19 protein-coding genes are annotated in these 15859 nt (G+C 61.6%); 7 read left to right on the top strand and 12 right to left on the bottom strand.

The window, feature by feature from the left end; genetic code table 11:
- Position 1: 1 nt before the first annotated feature.
- Positions 2 to 973, bottom strand: coding sequence for a prohibitin family protein (locus tag GXM19_RS01230; protein ID WP_006234224.1), 972 nt, complete (start codon positions 971 to 973; stop codon positions 2 to 4).
- A gap of 156 nt (positions 974 to 1129) precedes the next feature.
- Between GXM19_RS01230 and GXM19_RS01225 the strand changes: the two genes are divergently transcribed.
- Positions 1130 to 1492: a hypothetical protein gene (locus GXM19_RS01225; protein ID WP_040358285.1), complete on the top strand. Its 363-nt coding sequence runs from the start codon at positions 1130 to 1132 to the stop codon at positions 1490 to 1492.
- Between the two features lie 165 nt (positions 1493 to 1657).
- On the opposite strand, the gene GXM19_RS01220 is transcribed toward GXM19_RS01225, so the two are convergent.
- Positions 1658 to 1882, bottom strand: coding sequence for a helix-turn-helix transcriptional regulator (locus GXM19_RS01220; protein ID WP_006234228.1), 225 nt, complete (start codon positions 1880 to 1882; stop codon positions 1658 to 1660).
- Positions 1883 to 1996: 114 nt separating this feature from the next.
- On the opposite strand from GXM19_RS01220, the gene GXM19_RS01215 reads away from it, so the two are divergent.
- The 3 genes from GXM19_RS01215 to GXM19_RS01205 all read left to right on the top strand — a co-directional run bounded on the left by GXM19_RS01215 (position 1997) and on the right by GXM19_RS01205 (position 4597).
- The gene (locus tag GXM19_RS01215) at positions 1997 to 2623 is read left to right on the top strand and encodes an XRE family transcriptional regulator (RefSeq protein ID WP_006234229.1); all 627 of its coding nucleotides are present in this window, start codon (positions 1997 to 1999) and stop codon (positions 2621 to 2623) included.
- A gap of 4 nt (positions 2624 to 2627) precedes the next feature.
- On the top strand, positions 2628 to 3230 hold the full coding sequence (locus tag GXM19_RS01210) for a hypothetical protein (RefSeq protein WP_006234230.1): 603 nt from the start codon (positions 2628 to 2630) through the stop codon (positions 3228 to 3230).
- A 239-nt stretch (positions 3231 to 3469) separates the two neighbouring features.
- Positions 3470 to 4597, top strand: a complete 1128-nt coding sequence (locus GXM19_RS01205) for a site-specific integrase (RefSeq protein WP_006234231.1) — start codon at positions 3470 to 3472, stop codon at positions 4595 to 4597.
- Positions 4598 to 4714: 117 nt separating this feature from the next.
- Here GXM19_RS01205 and GXM19_RS01200 read toward each other — a convergent pair whose 3' ends face one another.
- The 4 genes from GXM19_RS01200 to GXM19_RS01185 all read right to left on the bottom strand — a co-directional run bounded on the left by GXM19_RS01200 (position 4715) and on the right by GXM19_RS01185 (position 7830).
- Entirely contained in the window at positions 4715 to 5374 is a 660-nt protein-coding gene (locus GXM19_RS01200) for an SGNH/GDSL hydrolase family protein (RefSeq protein WP_006234232.1), read from the bottom strand.
- 78 nt (positions 5375 to 5452) lie between these two features.
- Entirely contained in the window at positions 5453 to 6574 is a 1122-nt protein-coding gene (locus GXM19_RS01195; protein WP_006234233.1) for a TIGR02452 family protein, read from the bottom strand.
- Positions 6575 to 6711: 137 nt separating this feature from the next.
- Positions 6712 to 7407 carry a Bax inhibitor-1 family protein gene (locus tag GXM19_RS01190; RefSeq protein ID WP_006234235.1) on the bottom strand — a complete coding sequence of 232 codons (696 nt, stop codon included), beginning with the start codon at positions 7405 to 7407 and terminating at the stop codon, positions 6712 to 6714.
- 84 nt (positions 7408 to 7491) lie between these two features.
- Positions 7492 to 7830 carry a hypothetical protein gene (locus GXM19_RS01185; RefSeq protein ID WP_006234236.1) on the bottom strand — a complete coding sequence of 113 codons (339 nt, stop codon included), beginning with the start codon at positions 7828 to 7830 and terminating at the stop codon, positions 7492 to 7494.
- A 250-nt stretch (positions 7831 to 8080) separates the two neighbouring features.
- Here GXM19_RS01185 and GXM19_RS01180 point away from each other — a divergent pair, with 250 nt between their 5' ends.
- From GXM19_RS01180 to GXM19_RS01170, 3 genes are all read left to right on the top strand, one after another.
- The gene (locus GXM19_RS01180) at positions 8081 to 9130 is read left to right on the top strand and encodes an inorganic phosphate transporter (RefSeq protein ID WP_006234237.1); all 1050 of its coding nucleotides are present in this window, start codon (positions 8081 to 8083) and stop codon (positions 9128 to 9130) included.
- 67 nt (positions 9131 to 9197) lie between these two features.
- Positions 9198 to 9821 carry a DUF47 domain-containing protein gene (locus GXM19_RS01175; RefSeq protein ID WP_006234238.1) on the top strand — a complete coding sequence of 208 codons (624 nt, stop codon included), beginning with the start codon at positions 9198 to 9200 and terminating at the stop codon, positions 9819 to 9821.
- A gap of 280 nt (positions 9822 to 10101) precedes the next feature.
- Entirely contained in the window at positions 10102 to 10632 is a 531-nt protein-coding gene (locus tag GXM19_RS01170) for a nitroreductase family protein (RefSeq protein ID WP_040358291.1), read from the top strand.
- A gap of 119 nt (positions 10633 to 10751) precedes the next feature.
- Here GXM19_RS01170 and GXM19_RS01165 read toward each other — a convergent pair whose 3' ends face one another.
- The 6 genes from GXM19_RS01165 to GXM19_RS01140 all read right to left on the bottom strand — a co-directional run bounded on the left by GXM19_RS01165 (position 10752) and on the right by GXM19_RS01140 (position 15825).
- Positions 10752 to 12032 carry an IS256 family transposase gene (locus tag GXM19_RS01165; protein WP_006234240.1) on the bottom strand — a complete coding sequence of 427 codons (1281 nt, stop codon included), beginning with the start codon at positions 12030 to 12032 and terminating at the stop codon, positions 10752 to 10754.
- Between the two features lie 256 nt (positions 12033 to 12288).
- Entirely contained in the window at positions 12289 to 12963 is a 675-nt protein-coding gene (locus GXM19_RS01160) for a DivIVA domain-containing protein (RefSeq protein WP_006234242.1), read from the bottom strand.
- Between the two features lie 61 nt (positions 12964 to 13024).
- Positions 13025 to 13270, bottom strand: a complete 246-nt coding sequence (locus GXM19_RS01155) for a YggT family protein (protein ID WP_227790178.1) — start codon at positions 13268 to 13270, stop codon at positions 13025 to 13027.
- A 57-nt stretch (positions 13271 to 13327) separates the two neighbouring features.
- Positions 13328 to 14050, bottom strand: a complete 723-nt coding sequence (locus GXM19_RS01150; RefSeq protein ID WP_006234245.1) for a cell division protein SepF — start codon at positions 14048 to 14050, stop codon at positions 13328 to 13330.
- Positions 14051 to 14110: 60 nt separating this feature from the next.
- Positions 14111 to 14848: a YggS family pyridoxal phosphate-dependent enzyme gene (locus tag GXM19_RS01145; protein ID WP_040358296.1), complete on the bottom strand. Its 738-nt coding sequence runs from the start codon at positions 14846 to 14848 to the stop codon at positions 14111 to 14113.
- 119 nt (positions 14849 to 14967) lie between these two features.
- Positions 14968 to 15825, bottom strand: coding sequence for a phosphate signaling complex PhoU family protein (locus GXM19_RS01140; protein ID WP_006234247.1), 858 nt, complete (start codon positions 15823 to 15825; stop codon positions 14968 to 14970).
- Positions 15826 to 15859 lie beyond the last annotated feature (34 nt).

Raw genomic sequence — 15859 nt, 5'->3', positions numbered from 1 at the left:
CCTACTTCGTGCCCACGATCGGCTGGGAGCCCTCGGGCACGACGACGAGGTTGCCGTCCTTTCCGATGCTCTTGAGCGCGTCGATGTAGTGCTGCTGGAGGACCTGGTCGTTGAGCGAGTTCGCGAGGACCGCGTTCGCGTCCGCCTCGCCCTGGGCCTCGATCTTCTTGGTCTCGGCCTCGACCTTGGCAGTCTCCTGCTCGTTCTGGGCCTTCTGCTTGGCGACCTCGGCGGCCTGCGCCTCGCTGTAGCTCTTGGTGATGTTCTTCGGGTAGCGGACGTCCTGCACGCTCACCTGCTCCACCGTGAGGCCAATGCCCTTCCACTTCTCGGTGAGGGCCTTCTGGACGGCCTTGGTGAACTGGGAGCGGTCGGTGAGCATCGTCACCGTGTCGAAGCCGCCCGAGACCTCGCGGGTGACGGCGCGGACGTCGTTGGAGATGTACTTCTCCACGAAGCTCTCCTGCGTGCCGTACTCGCTGTAGAGGCTGAGTGCGGCGTCGGGGTTCAGGGAGTAGTTGACTTGGATGTCGATGTTGGCGCTGGCGCCCGACTTGTCGTTAATGGAGACCTGCTTGCCCTCGTAGGAGCCGCCGTCCACCTCGTAGTCGGTGTCCCCGTAGAAGTTGATGAGGTTGTTGCGGACGTCGTAGGTCACGACGTCCTGCCAGGGGGCCTTGGCGTGGAAACCGGCCTCGGAGGTCGAGCCGGCGAGCGAGCCGCCGAGGTTGCGGATGACGCAGACCTCGCCGGTGTCCTGCGTGTAGAAGCAGGCGGTGGCGGCGATGATGGCGCCTACCAGGACGAGGGGCAGGGCGCACGCGGGCGAGAGGATGCGGGCCTCGTACTTGTTGCCCCAATGGTCCGCGGGCCCGGCGGCCCTCTCGCACTCGGCCTCGTTATACCGCTTGATGGCGACGGCGGCGGCCACGCCGCCGAGTCCCAGACCCGCTCCGATAATCAGTTGAATCATGTCTTTCTCCTTTTCCCGGCCTTCCAGCCGTTCAGATACATCTCCTCGGCACTCAGCACGGCCACCGGTAACGCCGCCCCGGCACCGAGCAGAAGCGTTATCCTCGAACGCATGGCGATACCCGCTACAACGACACCGAGAGAGAGGACGGATGCGATGAGCAACCCCTTCGAGAACGCATCGGAGCGCCTCAGCGCCCTGATAGAACGGGCGAGCGGCCTCCTAGAGGACATCGAGGACACCCCCTCGGCAACGCGGCGCGCCGTGGGCGCCGGGACCGTCGAGGCCGAGCCGCTCAGGCTCCTGCGAGAGGCGATAGAGCTGAACCGCGCCCAGCTGGAGGCCTTCCGCGAGTACTCCCGCAGGTACGACGACGAGCTCGCGGAACAGCGACGGAATGCCGCCGTGCAGGCGGAGCAGTCGAGGAAGGTGAACATCCTCAGCCTCGCTATCGCGGCGCTCTCGCTGGTCTTCGCGATCGCCGCCGTCCTCGCCCCCTACATCTGGCCGCAGCCCTAGCAGTTCGTCTCCCATGACGCCCTCCCCTACAGCTCGAAGTCGGAAAAGTCGCGGGCCTCGACGGGCTCGGCCTCGACCGTGATGGCCTCGGTGATGTTCCAGCCGCCCAGCTCGATGTCGACGTAGTTCTCGTTCATGGTTCTCTCCGTTTCGTTTTAGGGAACTTTAATTTCCCTTCATCGGCAAATAAAAATCACTGACCTTGCAGCCCAAGATGCTCGCCAGCTTCGTGGCGGTCGGGAGCTTCATCAGCGAGGGGTCCTTCTCATACGACCGGTAAGTCTGGACTGTAACCCCCAATTCCGCAGCTACCGCCTCCTGATTGAATCGAGAAGCCTTCTTTAGAAAAGGCTTCTGGCGTGCTTCTCGGATTGACTTAAGCTCTTGCATCTGACCTCCTTCCCTTTCGTTGAGACTATAGTACTTTCTTTTCCCTTTAAGCGCAATATCTTTTCTCTAGAAAGGGAAATCTTTTTTCTATAGCATAGAAAAATAAGGAGGTAGATGGTTATGGAGTTCTCTACCAGATTGAAGCGGATACGCTTAGATTCAGGCCTTACTCAGGCAGAACTTGCCGACAAGCTCGGAATAACAAACAGGGCTGTAGGTGCCTGGGAAAGCGGCAGATCAAAGCCGCGCCTCGACAAAATGAAGGAACTTGCAGTTCTGTTCGACACCACGGTTGCCGACCTCATGGGAGAGGACGCCGCCGAGGCCGCGATCAGCGGCACCTCGCGCATGGTCCCCCTGCTGGGCTTCGCCCACATGGGCGACTTCGAGGACGAGGGAAACCTCGCCGACGAGGTCGAGGTCCCCGCCTCCATCGCCGACGCGCACCCGCGCGGCTTCATGGTCCACGCGCAGGGAGGCTGCATGGACAACCGTTTCCCCCACGACGCCCTGCTGCTGGTCGACCCCGACATGGAGCCGCTCAACGGCCAGCCGGTGCTCGCCGAGACGGCCGACTACGGCGCCGTGGTGCGCAACTACACCCGGGGCCGCTCCACGGTCATGCTCACGGCTGACAGCCACAGCGGCGAGTACGACGACATCCTCGCCGGGCCGGGCGACGAGCCCGTGGTCTGCCGCGGCCGCGTCGTCTGGTACATGGGCGAGCGGGACGAGAGGTAACGGTATGGGGTTCTTCAAAGAGGCCCGCAACGCCTTCGTGACGGCGTGGCACGAGGAGTTCGACGGCAAGGACATGAAGAAGGAGTTCCGCGACGCCTTCATCGAGGGCTGGGAGAACGGGTGGAGCGGCGGCTCGGGGATATACGAGAACGGCCGCGAGGTCAGCAACGCCGAGATGGAGAGGCGGCGCCGGGCGCACGACGAGCAGGAGGCCGCATATATGCGCGAGCAGGTGGAGACGCGCAGGGCGCTCGCGGACGCCGGTGCCAACGTCGAGGCCATCGACGCGGCCCGCGTGCTGGCGGACGCCCGCGACATAGCCGACGGCCTGTGCCGCGCCCGCATCGGGGATGCCGCGAAGCCGTGCGAGCCGCTCATCGACTGGAGGCCGCTCACGAAGACCGGCAAGCTCCCGAAGTGCGTGGCCCGCGCCACCGCCGTCTGGGACCGGCCGAACGGAGACAGCGTGATAGTCCACATGGGCTACACGGCGGACGCGCGGCCCTACACGGCAGACGTCCACATATGGACGGCCGGCGAGCGCTACTCGTACAAGATCAGGACCGTCGACGGCGAGCTCGCCGTCGCGGGCGAGGGGCCGGCATAGCCTTTGAAAAACGGAAAAGCCACCCCGTTCAGGCTCAAATCGACCGCAAGGGGCGAGATTCCATGCATCTACATCTAGGGAGGTGATGCCCATGAAAGCAAAAAATCTCGGGACCGCAGGCTGATGCCGCGGTCCCGAGACTAAGGAGACGGCCCCTGCACTTTGGAACGTGAGACGGGGCCGGGGTCAGAACCGGGCGAAACGGAGAATAAGCCCGCGATCTGAACGGATCTGATTATATGACAAAGAAGCAGCGCCGCCGCGTCTGGGGTTCCGTGACCGAGATGAGGCGCGGCAAGAAGTACGTCCTGCGCTGGATGCAGAACACGCCGCAGGGCCGCAGGCGCAAGACCAAGACCGTGTACGGCACCTACCGCGAGGCGTGCGCGGAGCTCGACCGCATCCACGTCGAGCACGCCGACGACGCCCCCGTGCCCACCATAGCCAAGGCCTACGAGACGTGGCTCGTCCCCAAGATGGCCGCGCAGGTCGAGGCGGGGACGCTCGCCCCCAACACCCGCGACCTCGTGCTGCGCTCGTGGAAGAACTACGTCGGGCCCCGCTGGGGCGCAATGCCCGTCGACCAGCTGCGCGCCGTCGAGCTGCAGGACTGGCTGCTGACACTGCCCGCCGCCACAGCAGATACCGCCCTGCTCACCCTGCGCAAGGTCTACGCCTGCGTCTCGACCTTCATCCGCCTGCCGCTCGACCCGTTCGCCGCCAGCGTCAGGTACACCATGCCCACCCGCAAGACCCGCGAGCGCTCAAAGCGCGTCTACACCCTCGACGAGGCCCTGGGCGTCCTCGACGCACTGCGCGGCAACCCCCTGGAGCCCGCGTTCATCCTCGCGTGCTTCGGCTCCTGCCGCTCGGGCGAGTCGCTGGGCGTGCGCACCGAGGAGGTGCTGCGCTGGGAGCGTAGCGGCACCGTCCTCGCCTCCGCCGACATCTGCCGTCAGATGCAGCAGTCCGGCACCGAGCCGGTGGGCGCCCTCAAGACCGCCAAGTCCGCGCGCACCGTCGTGATCCTGCCGCAGGCCGCCGACCGCCTCGTCGAGATAGCGGCCGCCCGTGCCGCCGAGGGCCGCGAGTGGCTGTGCGACCGAGGCGACGGGCTGCCCATGAACCGGAGCATATGCAACAACCGCTGGCGGAAACTCTGCGCCGCCCGCGGCATCGAGCACATCCCGTGGTCGAACCTCCGCAACTCATGGCGTACGATAGCGGAGGTCGAGCTTCGCCTGCCGTGGGACCTCATAGAGATGCTGATGGGCCACGCCCTCCCCGGCGTATCGGGACGGCACTATATCCGCCCCACCGCCGAGCAGGTCGTCCGCGCCGCCTTCGACGCGCTTGGGATAAGTTAGGATATTCCCCCGCAAAGCCGCAGGTAGATGGCACGCCGTTAGTTGTGGCAGTATTAAGATTCGCAGCCCAAGCCACCGCAAAGGCGCCCGTCCCCTTTGCGGTGGCTTGGGGTCGCGCTACTCTCCGAGCATCTCTTGGAGCTTGGCTGCCACGGCGTGGCCCAGGCTCTCGTGGCTTTCGGGCATCATATGCAGATAGTCGATATCGCCCGGCTCGGCAAACTCCGCTGCATTCAAAAAGTCGCAGCCAAACTGCTCGGCTACGTGCGCGTAGTACTCACCAAAATGTTCCGAGGCTTCTACGGAATGCTCGTCAAAATCGGTCATATATACGTCGGCGATCTGCGGCTTAATCTTGATAGGCGCCATCAGCAGAATGCGCGGACAAGGCGCAGCGTCGGTCCACGGAAACGCGCGGACGGCGCGAATCAGCGCCATGGCGCCACGGGCGATATCGGAAGCTGTCACGTTAAAGACCGTCTTACAGTCGTTGGTGCCCAGCATGATCACAATGGCGTCCAGCGGCTTATGGGCCTCGAGCAGCATCGGAAGTGCGCGGATGCCGTTAAGATTGGTGTCCAGATGGCACATGTCGTCGCGTACCGTCGTGCGGCCGTTGAGGCCTTCTTCAATTACATGCCAGCCCTCGCCTAAGTCACGTTGGGCCACGCCGCACCAGCGCACATCCTGCGCATAGCGCACCGCGGTGCCGTCGCGCATGCCCGCCGGATCGTAACCATAGGTGTTGCTGTCGCCAAAGCATAGAACGTTTTTCATCGTAAGCCCCTCGCTCAGTAAAAAGCCGACGGAAGCAGCCTCTCCCGCCGGCTCGACCTATCTGTCAGCACGTACCGATTACAGGTACTTGCGCCAATCGTCCTCGTCCTCATCATCCTCGGTAGCAGCCTGGGTCTGCTCGGCGGCGCGAGCTGCCGCAGCGCGAGCGGCAACCTGGGCATAGGACTCCTCGTTGCGCTCGGGGAAGTTTGCCAGCACGTGCTCGAACTTGGCAAAATCCTCATCCCAGCGCGTAGAAGGCACGGCAAAGAAGACTTGCTTGACCTTAAAGTCGCCCGACGCGAGCTCCTTGCGGAAGAGCTCGGCCACGGCCTCTGCGTCAAAGCCGTTGTTGTCGCAGCCCCAAGCGCCCAGCACGAGCTTCTCGCGACCTAGCTCGTCGCAGATGGCAAGCACAAAGCGAATGCGGTCGCGCAGGGCGTCCAGCAGAGCATCGTCGCTCACGCGATACTCCTGGCGGGCGCGCTTAACGTTGGGCGCGGCGGCCACGATCACGTCGGCGTATGCATGCACGTGGTTGCGGTCGAAGCGCACCGCAGGCACCACCAGCGCACGGTTGCGGTAAAGCTCGCAGTTGATGTTGCGGCGACGGTTCTCGCCGTACCATTTGCGCTGCTTATCGAGAACGTTGTACAGATACGAATCGGCGCACAGCGTGGCCTCCTGGCCCAGATAGCCCTGGATGTAGCCACCGCCCGGGTTGGTGAACGAGGCAAAGGCGAGCACGGCCATGTCGCAGAACTGCGCATAGCCACGACCGTTGTCCAGGATGGCCTGCGTGGCGGAGGCATCGAGCACGGTGACCTCAGGCAGAACCGGAGCGGGCTCCTCAGCAGGCGCGGACTCAGCTTCGGCGATTTCCTCGGCAGGCTCAGGCGCTGCCTCGGTCTCGGGCGCCGTCTCGGTCTCGGCAGCCTCCGCGCCCTCGACGTCCTCGGCAACCTGTTCTTCGGCGGCCACAGCACTCTGAACCTTGGCCTTCATCGCCGCGACAAAACCGGCAGGCATACCATCGAACTCGCACACGCCGGCAAGCGAACGCTCGATATCCTTGGCGCACGCTTCGGACACAGTTGCCACGTGACGCTCGGCGGCCTTGGCACGGGCCTCGCGCTTGGGATTGGGCTGACCCGCTCGGTTGGACCTGCGGTTACGGTTCCTGTTGTCGACGTCTGCCATAAGTGGTCACCTTTCCTGTCGCTGCCGCTATCGGCTTTTCCCATCCATGATACCCCGCCGAGTACAAAAAAGACGGCCCCGAAGGACCGCCTTTCGCATCGATTTACACGCACGGCAAGCACCGCCGCAATTCGCCACTAGTCGCGACGGCCGAGGATGTTCAGAATGCGCAGGAACACGTTGATAATATCCACGAACAGGTTAGAGGCCATAAGCACGGCGTTGGGCAGCGTAGGCGGCACCGTCGTGGCAACATAGGTGTCGTAGCCAATAAAGCCGGCGAACACCACGATCACGATCAGGTCGGTGATGGTCTGTGAGACGCCCATGAACATCAGCACGATCTCAACCAGAATAGTAGCGAGCAGAATGCCAAAACCGATGCCATATACGCGCTGGAAAAACTTGGGGAACGTCACGCCCAAGGCGCCAAAGACAAAGGTGATGGCGGCCGTGGCGATAAAGGCAGTGTTGATGGTGGGCAGGTCGTAGTTGGCAAGGCCAAACGACGCGGTCAGGCCAAAGGTGCTCGCAAAGATTACGTAGCCCACAAGGGACAGGCCCACGGACTGCTTGCTGGCGGCGGCCGACATCATGACCATGCCGACGATGGTCAGAATAAATGAGCCAAAGACCAGCGGCAAAGCGGCGCCGCTCATCATCATGCGCGCAAACGACATGGTGCTCGTAAAGTAAGCACCGACGCCCATGGCGCAAAAGCCCAAAAAGATCAGGGCAGACATGACAAGGTTGTACGCGCGCGGCGACATCTCCTTGGCGCGGCTTGCGCCGCTCTCGACGGGGCCGTTCTGATAGCCCTGGATATCGTTCATAGGTTCGTCCTTTCAAAAAGTGCCGTGAAAGACGGCGCAGCAGGTGACAAGATTCCTGTCATTGTACCCGAATGCCGTACGTCCTTACCCACGGCGCTCGCCCTCGAGCGTACGGTCGAATGCCCACACCCACCAACGCATCAGATGGGCCTGCGAACCATCTGGTCGTTCGCGCGTCTGGTCCTCCAGATACAACTCGGTCGCGTGCCCGCCAAAACGCACCTTATAGGTTGCCGTACGAATGCCGTGGACCGTCAGGCCAAACCCAGTGGTCGAGACAATCTCGTCAATCGTAAAGCAGCGACCGTCGACCCAGCAGACGGTAACCGGCACGACTTGTCCGCCCGCGAGGATGCGAGCTACAACGTCCACATACTGCTTGTGCACGCGTCGAGTTTTGCCATCTGTCTGTCGATATTCCATGCCTCCTATTATCGAACGCATGTTTGCATGTTGTAAAGCGAACAGACTGTGGTTTTGGAGTGTCGTAGTAATCGCACGTGTCCGCATGGCGTGTTAGCAAAAAGAACACCCGCGGTCAACAGGGCTAATATTCAATTTTAGTGCCAAAAAGTTCACTTCTCCCATCAGAACTCGGTAAAGAAACCCACAGGAGGTGATACGATTTATCATGTTTTTGTAACGTGTCTGCAAACTTCGAGAAAGCCCATATATGGACGTAACGTTCTCAACCTTCCTCGGCCAAATTGTGTCGAACCCAGTCCTTGCCGTCACCGTGATCCTCGCGTTGGGCGCCATCTTCGTCAATGGATGGACCGACGCGCCCAACGCCATCGCGACCTGCGTCACTACGCGTTGCATGCCCGCCCGCGCCGCCATTCTCATGAGCGCCGCATTCAACTTCCTCGGCGTGCTCATCATGACGCACTTTAACGCGAGCGTCGCCAACACCATCTCGCATATCGTCGACTTTGGCGGAAATAGCACCATGGCGCTCGCCTGCCTATGCGCGGCGCTGTTCTCCATCGTCGTCTACGGCGCCACAGCGTCGCGTTTTGGTATCCCCACCTCGCAAAGCCACAGCCTTATCGCCGGCCTGACCGGTGCTGCTATCGCCCTCGGCGGCGCGAGCAGCGTCAACGTCCACGAATGGATGAAGGTCATCTACGGCCTGGCGCTCTCCATCGGTCTGGGCTTTGTCATGGGCTGGGTCCTGTGCAAACTCGTCTCGATTCTTTTCGCCGCCGCCAACAGGCGACGTGCCAATGTCTTCTTTAAATACGCTCAGATCGCGAGCGCTGCGGCCATGAGCTTCATGCACGGCGCGCAGGATGGACAGAAGTTCATCGGCGTGCTCTTTTTAGGCGTGGCCTTTGCCAGCGGCCAGACGAGCGTCGGCGATGCAGGCATCCCCATCTGGATTATGCTGCTGTGCTCGGCCACTATGGGTATCGGCACCAGCGTGGGCGGCGAGCGCATCATCAAGTCCGTCGGCCAGAGCATGGTCAAGCTCGAAAAGTATCAGGGCTTCTCCGCCGACCTCGCAGGCGCCGCAAACCTGCTGCTTGCCACCCTTACCGGCATCCCCGTGTCCTCCACACACATCAAGACCTGCGCCATCATGGGCGTCGGTGCCGTCAAGCGCCTCTCAGCCATCAACTTCGGCGTCGTCAAAGACATGATGTTCACCTGGTTCTTCACCTTCCCCGCCTGCGGACTCATCAGCTTTGTCATGGCCAAGCTGTTCATGATGTTCCTCTAGTCAAACCGAACGTCCATCCGGACTGCATTACCTCGCCCACCCGTCTTCGCCTCGAAAGGACCCACCCATGGCAAAGAAACCCGATTCGTTCTACTTCGACAACTACGTCGCCTGCGCCGACCTTGCCGTCCAGGCCGCCGAGCTGCTCACCAAGATTTTCGAGAACTTCGATCCCGCAAAGATTCACGATATGCTCAACAAGATGCACGCGATCGAGCATGCGGCCGACAAGAAGCACCATGAGCTTGAGGACGCCTTGCTCACCGCCTTTATCACCCCGCTCGAGCGCGAGGATCTGGATCTGATGAGCTGCTCACTCGACACCGTGCTCGACCGTATTGAGGGCGTCGTGCAGCGCGTCTACTTCACCAACATTCAGAGCATCCATCCCGACGCCATCGTCATCGCCCACAAGGTGACTGACGCCTGCCGCGCCATGAAAGACCTGATGGTCGAGCTTCCCAACTACCGCAAGTCCAAAACGCTGCGCGAGCTGGTCATCCAGATCAACACCATCGAGTCCGAGGCCGACGAGCTCTACATCAACGCCATGCGCAACCTGCACGTTAACGGCAAGGATCCGCTCGAGGTCATCGCTTGGCGTGACGTCTACGCCTTCCTGGAGTACTGCGCCGACTGCTGCGAGAATGTGGCCGATGTTGTGGATTCGATTGTCATGAAGAACAGTTAATTGGGGGTACGTGTCCCGGCGGCGAAGGGCCGGCACCTGTTTGCTTTCTCACTCCGGCTGCATGGCAGAGTCGTTCGAAAGTAAACAGGTGCCGGCCCTTCGCCTTACGTACCACCATTGGGAACTTTGGCTGATACTTTGAAAGCGATGGGGCTTTTGTTGGCGGGGCCTTTGGACCCGATTGGGAACTTTGGGACCGCCTTAAACGTTTGGGTGGATGGGGCTTTGGGTACCCTTTGTTTTACTTTGGATTGATTCGTTGAATTTGGAGGTCTTGGTTGTGAGTTATTTGGATCTGGCTCGTGGTCGGTATTCTTGTCGTTCGTTTGAGGACCGTTCTGTTGAGCAGGCTGTGGTGGATGCCATTGTTGAGGCTGGGCGGATTGCTCCTTCTGCTTGTAATAATCATCCTTCTCGTGTGATGGTGCTGGATACGCCTGAGCTTCTGGAGAAGGCTGCTGCTTGTCAGCCTCGGTTTGCTCGTGATGGATCTATCTTTGGCGCTCCGCTCATCTTCCTTATTTGTAGCGTTACCGAAGACGCTTGGGTGCGCCCATATGACCAGATGAATTCCAGTGAAATCGATACGTCCATAGTGTGCGATCAGATGATGATGGAGGCCACCGAGCAGGGCCTGGGAACGTGTTGGGTATGCCATTTTAAGCCCGAGGTGGCACAGGAGCAGTTCAACCTGCCCGAGGGCGTCTATCCCTATCACATGCTCGTCTGCGGATATCCTGCCGACCACATCGCCGATTCCGAGCATCGCGAGGCCCGTACCATTCCCCTCTCCGACTTCCTCCTCAAGTAGATTTTGGGACATGCCCTAAAACCTATCCTTGCGCTCAGGTAGTGTCGAGAAAGTTGGTGTAGAGCCCCATCCGAAGCGAGTCGGCCCGGCGTCCTGGAATCTGGAATACGGTTGATATCCTATGCCGCCTCGACCCTGTCCGCAAGCTCGAGGCCGGACTCGAGCATCTTCCTGGCCTCCGCCTCAAGCCGCGCCCAATCGACGGGACCGTCGATTCCCCGAGTGCGACCGTCATCGTAGAGCTCGTTCATCCTCACCTCCGAGAAGTACCTGGACTCCTGCCATATCTCGTCCTGCTCGCACATGACCGCGCCCGCGAGCCGCACCAGCGAGCCCGTGGAGGGGAACACCTGCACGACGCGCGACCTGCGCTTTATCTCCCGGTTGGTCCTCTCCTGCACGTTGTTGGTGCGCAGGCGCTTCCAGTGGGTCGGCGGGAAGTCGAGGTAGGCCAGCGCGTCAGGCTCGGCCTCCTCCAGCACCGCCGCCGCCCTGGGGCAGCACCCCTCCAGCATGTCGCACGCCGCGTGGTACATGGCCGTCACGGTGGCGGCGTCGCGCCCGCGGAACACCTGCGACACGATCCTGCCCACGCGGCGCCTGAGCTGCCAGGAGCCGGCCTCGCGCATGCAGTCGCGCATGAGGTGGACCGCGCAGCGCTGCCACGCGGCGCCCTGGAAGACCTCGCCGAGCGCCCGGACGAGCCCCGGGTGGGCGTCCGAGACGACGAGCCGCACGCCCGCCGCCCCGCGCGAGCGGATAGCCCGCAGGAAGGCGAGCCACGAGTCGTAGGACTCGGTGTCGACCACGTCGACGCCCAGGACGCGCCTCCAGCCGCCCGCATCGCAGCCGATGGCGGTGACCACGGCGGTGGAGGCGACGCGCCCCTCGCGGCGGCACTTGACGTAGGTCGCGTCGAGCCAGACGTAGGGCACCGGCGAGCCGCCGAGCGGCCTTGCGCACAGGTCCTCGATGTCTGCGTCCAGGCTCGAGGCGATGGCGCTCACCTGGTCCTTCGAGAGTCTGGAGACGCCCATCTTCTCGGCCACCCTCTGCACCTTGCGGGTGCTGGTGCCCGTGGCGTACATCTCGGCCACGGCGGCCACGAGGGCGCGGTCGACGCGCTGGTAGCGCTCGAGCACGTCCTCGGGGAAGAAGCTGCCGGAGCGCAGCTTGGGGATGCGCAGCGTCAGCGTGCCGACGCAGGTGGCGAGCGACCTCTCGCGGTAGCCGTTTCGGCTGTTCCCCCCGCCACCGCAGAGCTGGTCGGCCTCGGCGTCCATCACGGCGTTCACGACCTGCTCGGCGAGACGCCTGAGCAGCTCCTGCATGTCGATGGCGCCGTCGTCGAAACGGGGCATGGCGAGCATGTCCGGCGTCGGGTCTGATAAGATTTCCATAGCGGTCTTCGTCCTTTCCTAGAACCTGTTGTTGTGGTGATTTCAGATTCTAGGACGAGGGCCGCTCTTCGTTAAGCGGCCGCTGGGGCGTCACCCTTACACCAACATTTTCGACGCGATCACCGCTCACCCGTTCGCCGAGTTCTGCGCCATTATGTGCAGGGCTCGGTTTTTTATGTTACGCACTCCGGCACAGTCATAAAAAAGGACCCGCAAGCTGCGGGTCCTTTCTAGGCACTAAATTGTAGGCCGAATGTTAGTCCAGGTCGTCGGCAGCAAAGTTGTCGATCGGGGCGAAGGGATCGGCCACGGGGACAACCGGGTCAGCGACGGGCAGCGGCTCGGCGGGAACAGTCACTGCAGGAGAAGCGGCAGAACCGACCGGCGTGGAGGCCATCAGATCGGCCGGGAAGGAATTCTGGGCATCGTCCATGAAGTGCTGGATGAGCTTGAGATACTCTGCCTTGAACTCCTCACGGGAAGCCTTGAGACGATCGATCTCCTCGAGCTCGGCCTGCTTCTCGGTCAGAGCCTGGCGGATAACCTCGCGGGCCTTGGCGTCAGCCTCGTTGCGGATACGCTCAGCGTTCTCGTTGGCATCGTTGACGATGGTCTCAGCGGTCTGCTGGGCAGCGATCAGGGCAGCGGAAATCTGGCGCTCCTGAGCGGAGAAGTCAGGGGCGGGAGCAGCCACGGGGGCGGCAGGAACGGCCTGGGCGGTGGCATCCTGAGCCTGGGCAAGCTGAGCCTGCGCATCGGCAAGCTGCTGCTCGGTAGCAGTCAGACGACCCTTAAGGTCGACGATCTTAGCGAGCATAGCGTCAACCTCGGAGGACAGCGTCTCCAAGAAGACGTCGACCTCGGCAGGATCGTAGCCACGCTTGGCCTCAGAGAAAGTCTGAGCCTGGATGTCTGCAGGGGTAATAGCCATAACAAGTCTCCTTTTTCATCGCCTCGGCGCTACACGCCCGACGTAAGTTACTAAGACAGTTCTACACGAGTATACCTATAAGAAGCTGCAGAACCAGCCTCTGCACCAACTGCAACGCAATAATCGCAACGACCGGCGAAAAATCGATACCGCCCATCGGCGGGATGAAACGACGGAACAGGTTGAGCCACGGACCGCACACGCTATCAAGCACCGCAGCAATATCCTGAAGCAAACCACCCTGCTTCATGGGAATCCACGTCATAAAGCAGTAGACGACAATGAGCGTGGAATAGAAGTTGAACAGCGTGTTGACCAGCTGGACGATAGTGTAGATGTTGATGGGAATCTCCTCGTCTTGTCTTTACTTAAGGTAGCCGTCGGCACGAAGCTTCTTGAGATCGGAATCTTTGACCTCGCAACCGGCGGGCAGCACCATGAACACGCGGTCGCCCACCTCCTTGACCGTGGCACCCAGACCGCAGGCAAAGCCGTAAGAGAAGTCCAAGACGCGCTTGGCAACTTCGGTGCGTACGCCCACAAAAATCAGTGCGACAGGCTGCTTGGTGCGAACGCGGCGCACCACAGTCTCCACGTCGTCATAGCTCTCGGGGCGCAGGACATAGGCCGGCAGCTGCGGCGTGGCGTTGATGATATTGCTCGCATAGGCCGAGGCATCGCTCGGTGCAGGCGCGGGTGCAGCGGCGGCACGGGCGCGGGTATTCTCGGCGTAGCTCGACGGCGTGTCATAGGCACCGGGACGATAACCGCTCGCAACACTGTCCTGCGAGCGCGAAGGCGGGTTATACGTCGTGGCATGGCGGGAGTCATCGCCGACCAGCTGACCGGAGCGCGTATACACGGCAACCGACTCAGCTTCACCGCGGCGCGTCTGACCAAGCAGGCCGTTGCTCGGCTCGTCTTGGGTGTAGAAGCCCTCGCCCGAAGCACCGCTGTAGCCGTTGTTCTGATAGCCATCGTCGTAGCCGTCATCGTAGCCGTAGTCGTCGTCCTGGCCATAACCCTGGTCGTAACCCTGTTGGCCGCCCAGGTGCATCTTATTTTTAATCTCGTCAAGGAAGCCCATGGTTGTGTCCTCTCGCGGTTTAGTGCAGGCGCCCCGATAATCAGTGCGCACTTCAGAGCCTTATTTTACTGCAAACTCCGGGCTAAATACTACCCTGCCCAGGCGAACGAGCGTAGAGCCCTCCTCAAGGGCAGACTCAAAGTCCTCGCTCATACCGCAGGAAAGCTCAGGCAGGTTCAAATCGGGATGCGCCGCCTCCAGCTCATCCCTCAGCTCACGAAGCCCCGCAAAGGTGCGGCGTGCCACATCCTTATTCCCCCGGGGCGCCATAGTCATAAGCCCCTGTACGCAAATTCCCTCAAGTTCTGCAAGCTCACCCGCGGCGGCGCGAATCTCATCGGGTGAAAAGCCTCTCTTCGACTCCTCACCACTCACATTGACCTCAATGAGCACACGCTGGGGGCCGACGAGCTCGCCTGCCTCAATCTTGCGAACAGCACGGCTCGAGATCGCCTGCGCCAGATGCAGCGAACCCACCGAGTGAATCAGCTCGGCTGAGCCCAGCACCGCATTGATCTTATTGGTCTGCAGGTTGCCGATCATATCGAAGCGCACCTCGGGCAGCTCCGGATGCTCCGCCAGACCCGTGAGCTTGCGAACCAGCTCCTGCGGGCGGTTCTCGGCAAAATGGCGATACCCCGCCTGGATGGCGGCAACGGTCTCATCGACACCAACGGTCTTGGACACGGCAATGAGGCTCGCGGCGTCGTGGGGACGGCCCGCGCGATCGAGCGCCGCATAAAAACGTTCCAGAATCTGCTCGCGGCGAGCGCGCATCAAGTCCAAATAGTTATCCATTGCCAATCGCCTCCGCTGACAGCCAAACAAGTAGTCCCATGCTAACGCAAGAGCGCGGCCCCGCATGTGCAAGGCCGCGCTCACTTAGGTATTTACAATCTTTCGACGAACGGGGTTACTTACTCCTCGTCGTCCTCGCCATCGTCCTCATCCTCAAGATGATCGAGCAGGTAGCGAAGACCCTCGCTGACCTCGTTAACGGGCACCTTGGCAACGTAGCGTGCATCGACGGCGGGCCTCATGATAACACCCTCGCCCGAAGGCACGCGCATGCTCTCGAGCTCATCCTCATCAGTGCAGGCGATATCACCGGCAGTCATACGCTGTCCGGTCAACAGGAAGGTCAGACGGCAGGCGGCATCGATGGAAATCGAGGCGATGCGATCGAGATAGCGCGATACCATGATGGCGCGGCGCAGGTCGTCATAGTTGCTGTCGTCGTCCATAAAATCGCCCGTGTCCATGCGGTTAAAGGTGCGGAAGAACTTCTCGTAGGCGGCGTGCACTGGCTCGTCCTCGACGGCCAAGTTGCAGATGATGGACATGTCGTTGGTGACGAGCGCAGAAAGCGAAGAGCCCAGCACCTGGTAGACGGCCTCAGCCTCGGCCTCGACCGTGCCGACAAGCTCCTTGGGCAGCGAGATGTCGGCCTTGATCATATGACGCGTGGCGCGGCAAATCTGGCGAACCTTATCGGTCATGCGCTGCAGGTTAAAGTCGACGTAGATGATCGTCTGCAGCAAGCGGAAGTCGGAGGCGACCGGTGACTGCGTGGCAATCAGGTTGTAGCAGACGGCCTCCAGGTTGGCGCAGCGTGCGTCAATCGAAAGCGTGCGCTTCTTGGTCTTGGTGGCGAGCTTGCGGTCGTCGGTCACATAGGCCTTCACGGCATCGTGGAGGGCCAGATCGACGGCCTCGTAGATGCTCAGCATCTCGTGACGGGCCTCGATGAGCTGACGGGAAAACAGTTTGCGCATGGTTCACTCCAATCAGTTGGGTGCGGTCATGCCG

The organism is Collinsella aerofaciens ATCC 25986, assembly GCF_010509075.1.
GTDB lineage: Bacteria > Actinomycetota > Coriobacteriia > Coriobacteriales > Coriobacteriaceae > Collinsella > Collinsella aerofaciens.
Note: the sequence above shows the minus strand (reverse complement) of the source record. Positions and strands in the feature narration are given on the sequence as shown.

Bases quoted from the DNA above. Each gene is read 5' to 3' on its own strand.
- GXM19_RS01230 (WP_006234224.1), bottom strand. From the start codon at position 973: ATGATTCAACTGATTATCGGAGCGGGTCTGGGACTCGGCGGCGTGGCC.
- GXM19_RS01225 (WP_040358285.1), top strand. From the start codon at position 1,130: ATGAGCAACCCCTTCGAGAACGCATCGGAGCGCCTCAGCGCCCTGATA.
- GXM19_RS01220 (WP_006234228.1), bottom strand. From the start codon at position 1,882: ATGCAAGAGCTTAAGTCAATCCGAGAAGCACGCCAGAAGCCTTTTCTA.
- GXM19_RS01215 (WP_006234229.1), top strand. From the start codon at position 1,997: ATGGTTATGGAGTTCTCTACCAGATTGAAGCGGATACGCTTAGATTCA.
- GXM19_RS01210 (WP_006234230.1), top strand. From the start codon at position 2,628: ATGGGGTTCTTCAAAGAGGCCCGCAACGCCTTCGTGACGGCGTGGCAC.
- GXM19_RS01205 (WP_006234231.1), top strand. From the start codon at position 3,470: ATGACAAAGAAGCAGCGCCGCCGCGTCTGGGGTTCCGTGACCGAGATG.
- GXM19_RS01200 (WP_006234232.1), bottom strand. From the start codon at position 5,374: ATGAAAAACGTTCTATGCTTTGGCGACAGCAACACCTATGGTTACGAT.
- GXM19_RS01195 (WP_006234233.1), bottom strand. From the start codon at position 6,574: ATGGCAGACGTCGACAACAGGAACCGTAACCGCAGGTCCAACCGAGCG.
- GXM19_RS01190 (WP_006234235.1), bottom strand. From the start codon at position 7,407: ATGAACGATATCCAGGGCTATCAGAACGGCCCCGTCGAGAGCGGCGCA.
- GXM19_RS01185 (WP_006234236.1), bottom strand. From the start codon at position 7,830: ATGGAATATCGACAGACAGATGGCAAAACTCGACGCGTGCACAAGCAG.
- GXM19_RS01180 (WP_006234237.1), top strand. From the start codon at position 8,081: ATGGACGTAACGTTCTCAACCTTCCTCGGCCAAATTGTGTCGAACCCA.
- GXM19_RS01175 (WP_006234238.1), top strand. From the start codon at position 9,198: ATGGCAAAGAAACCCGATTCGTTCTACTTCGACAACTACGTCGCCTGC.
- GXM19_RS01165 (WP_006234240.1), bottom strand. From the start codon at position 12,032: ATGGAAATCTTATCAGACCCGACGCCGGACATGCTCGCCATGCCCCGT.
- GXM19_RS01160 (WP_006234242.1), bottom strand. From the start codon at position 12,963: ATGGCTATTACCCCTGCAGACATCCAGGCTCAGACTTTCTCTGAGGCC.
- GXM19_RS01150 (WP_006234245.1), bottom strand. From the start codon at position 14,050: ATGGGCTTCCTTGACGAGATTAAAAATAAGATGCACCTGGGCGGCCAA.
- GXM19_RS01145 (WP_040358296.1), bottom strand. From the start codon at position 14,848: ATGGATAACTATTTGGACTTGATGCGCGCTCGCCGCGAGCAGATTCTG.
- GXM19_RS01140 (WP_006234247.1), bottom strand. From the start codon at position 15,825: ATGCGCAAACTGTTTTCCCGTCAGCTCATCGAGGCCCGTCACGAGATG.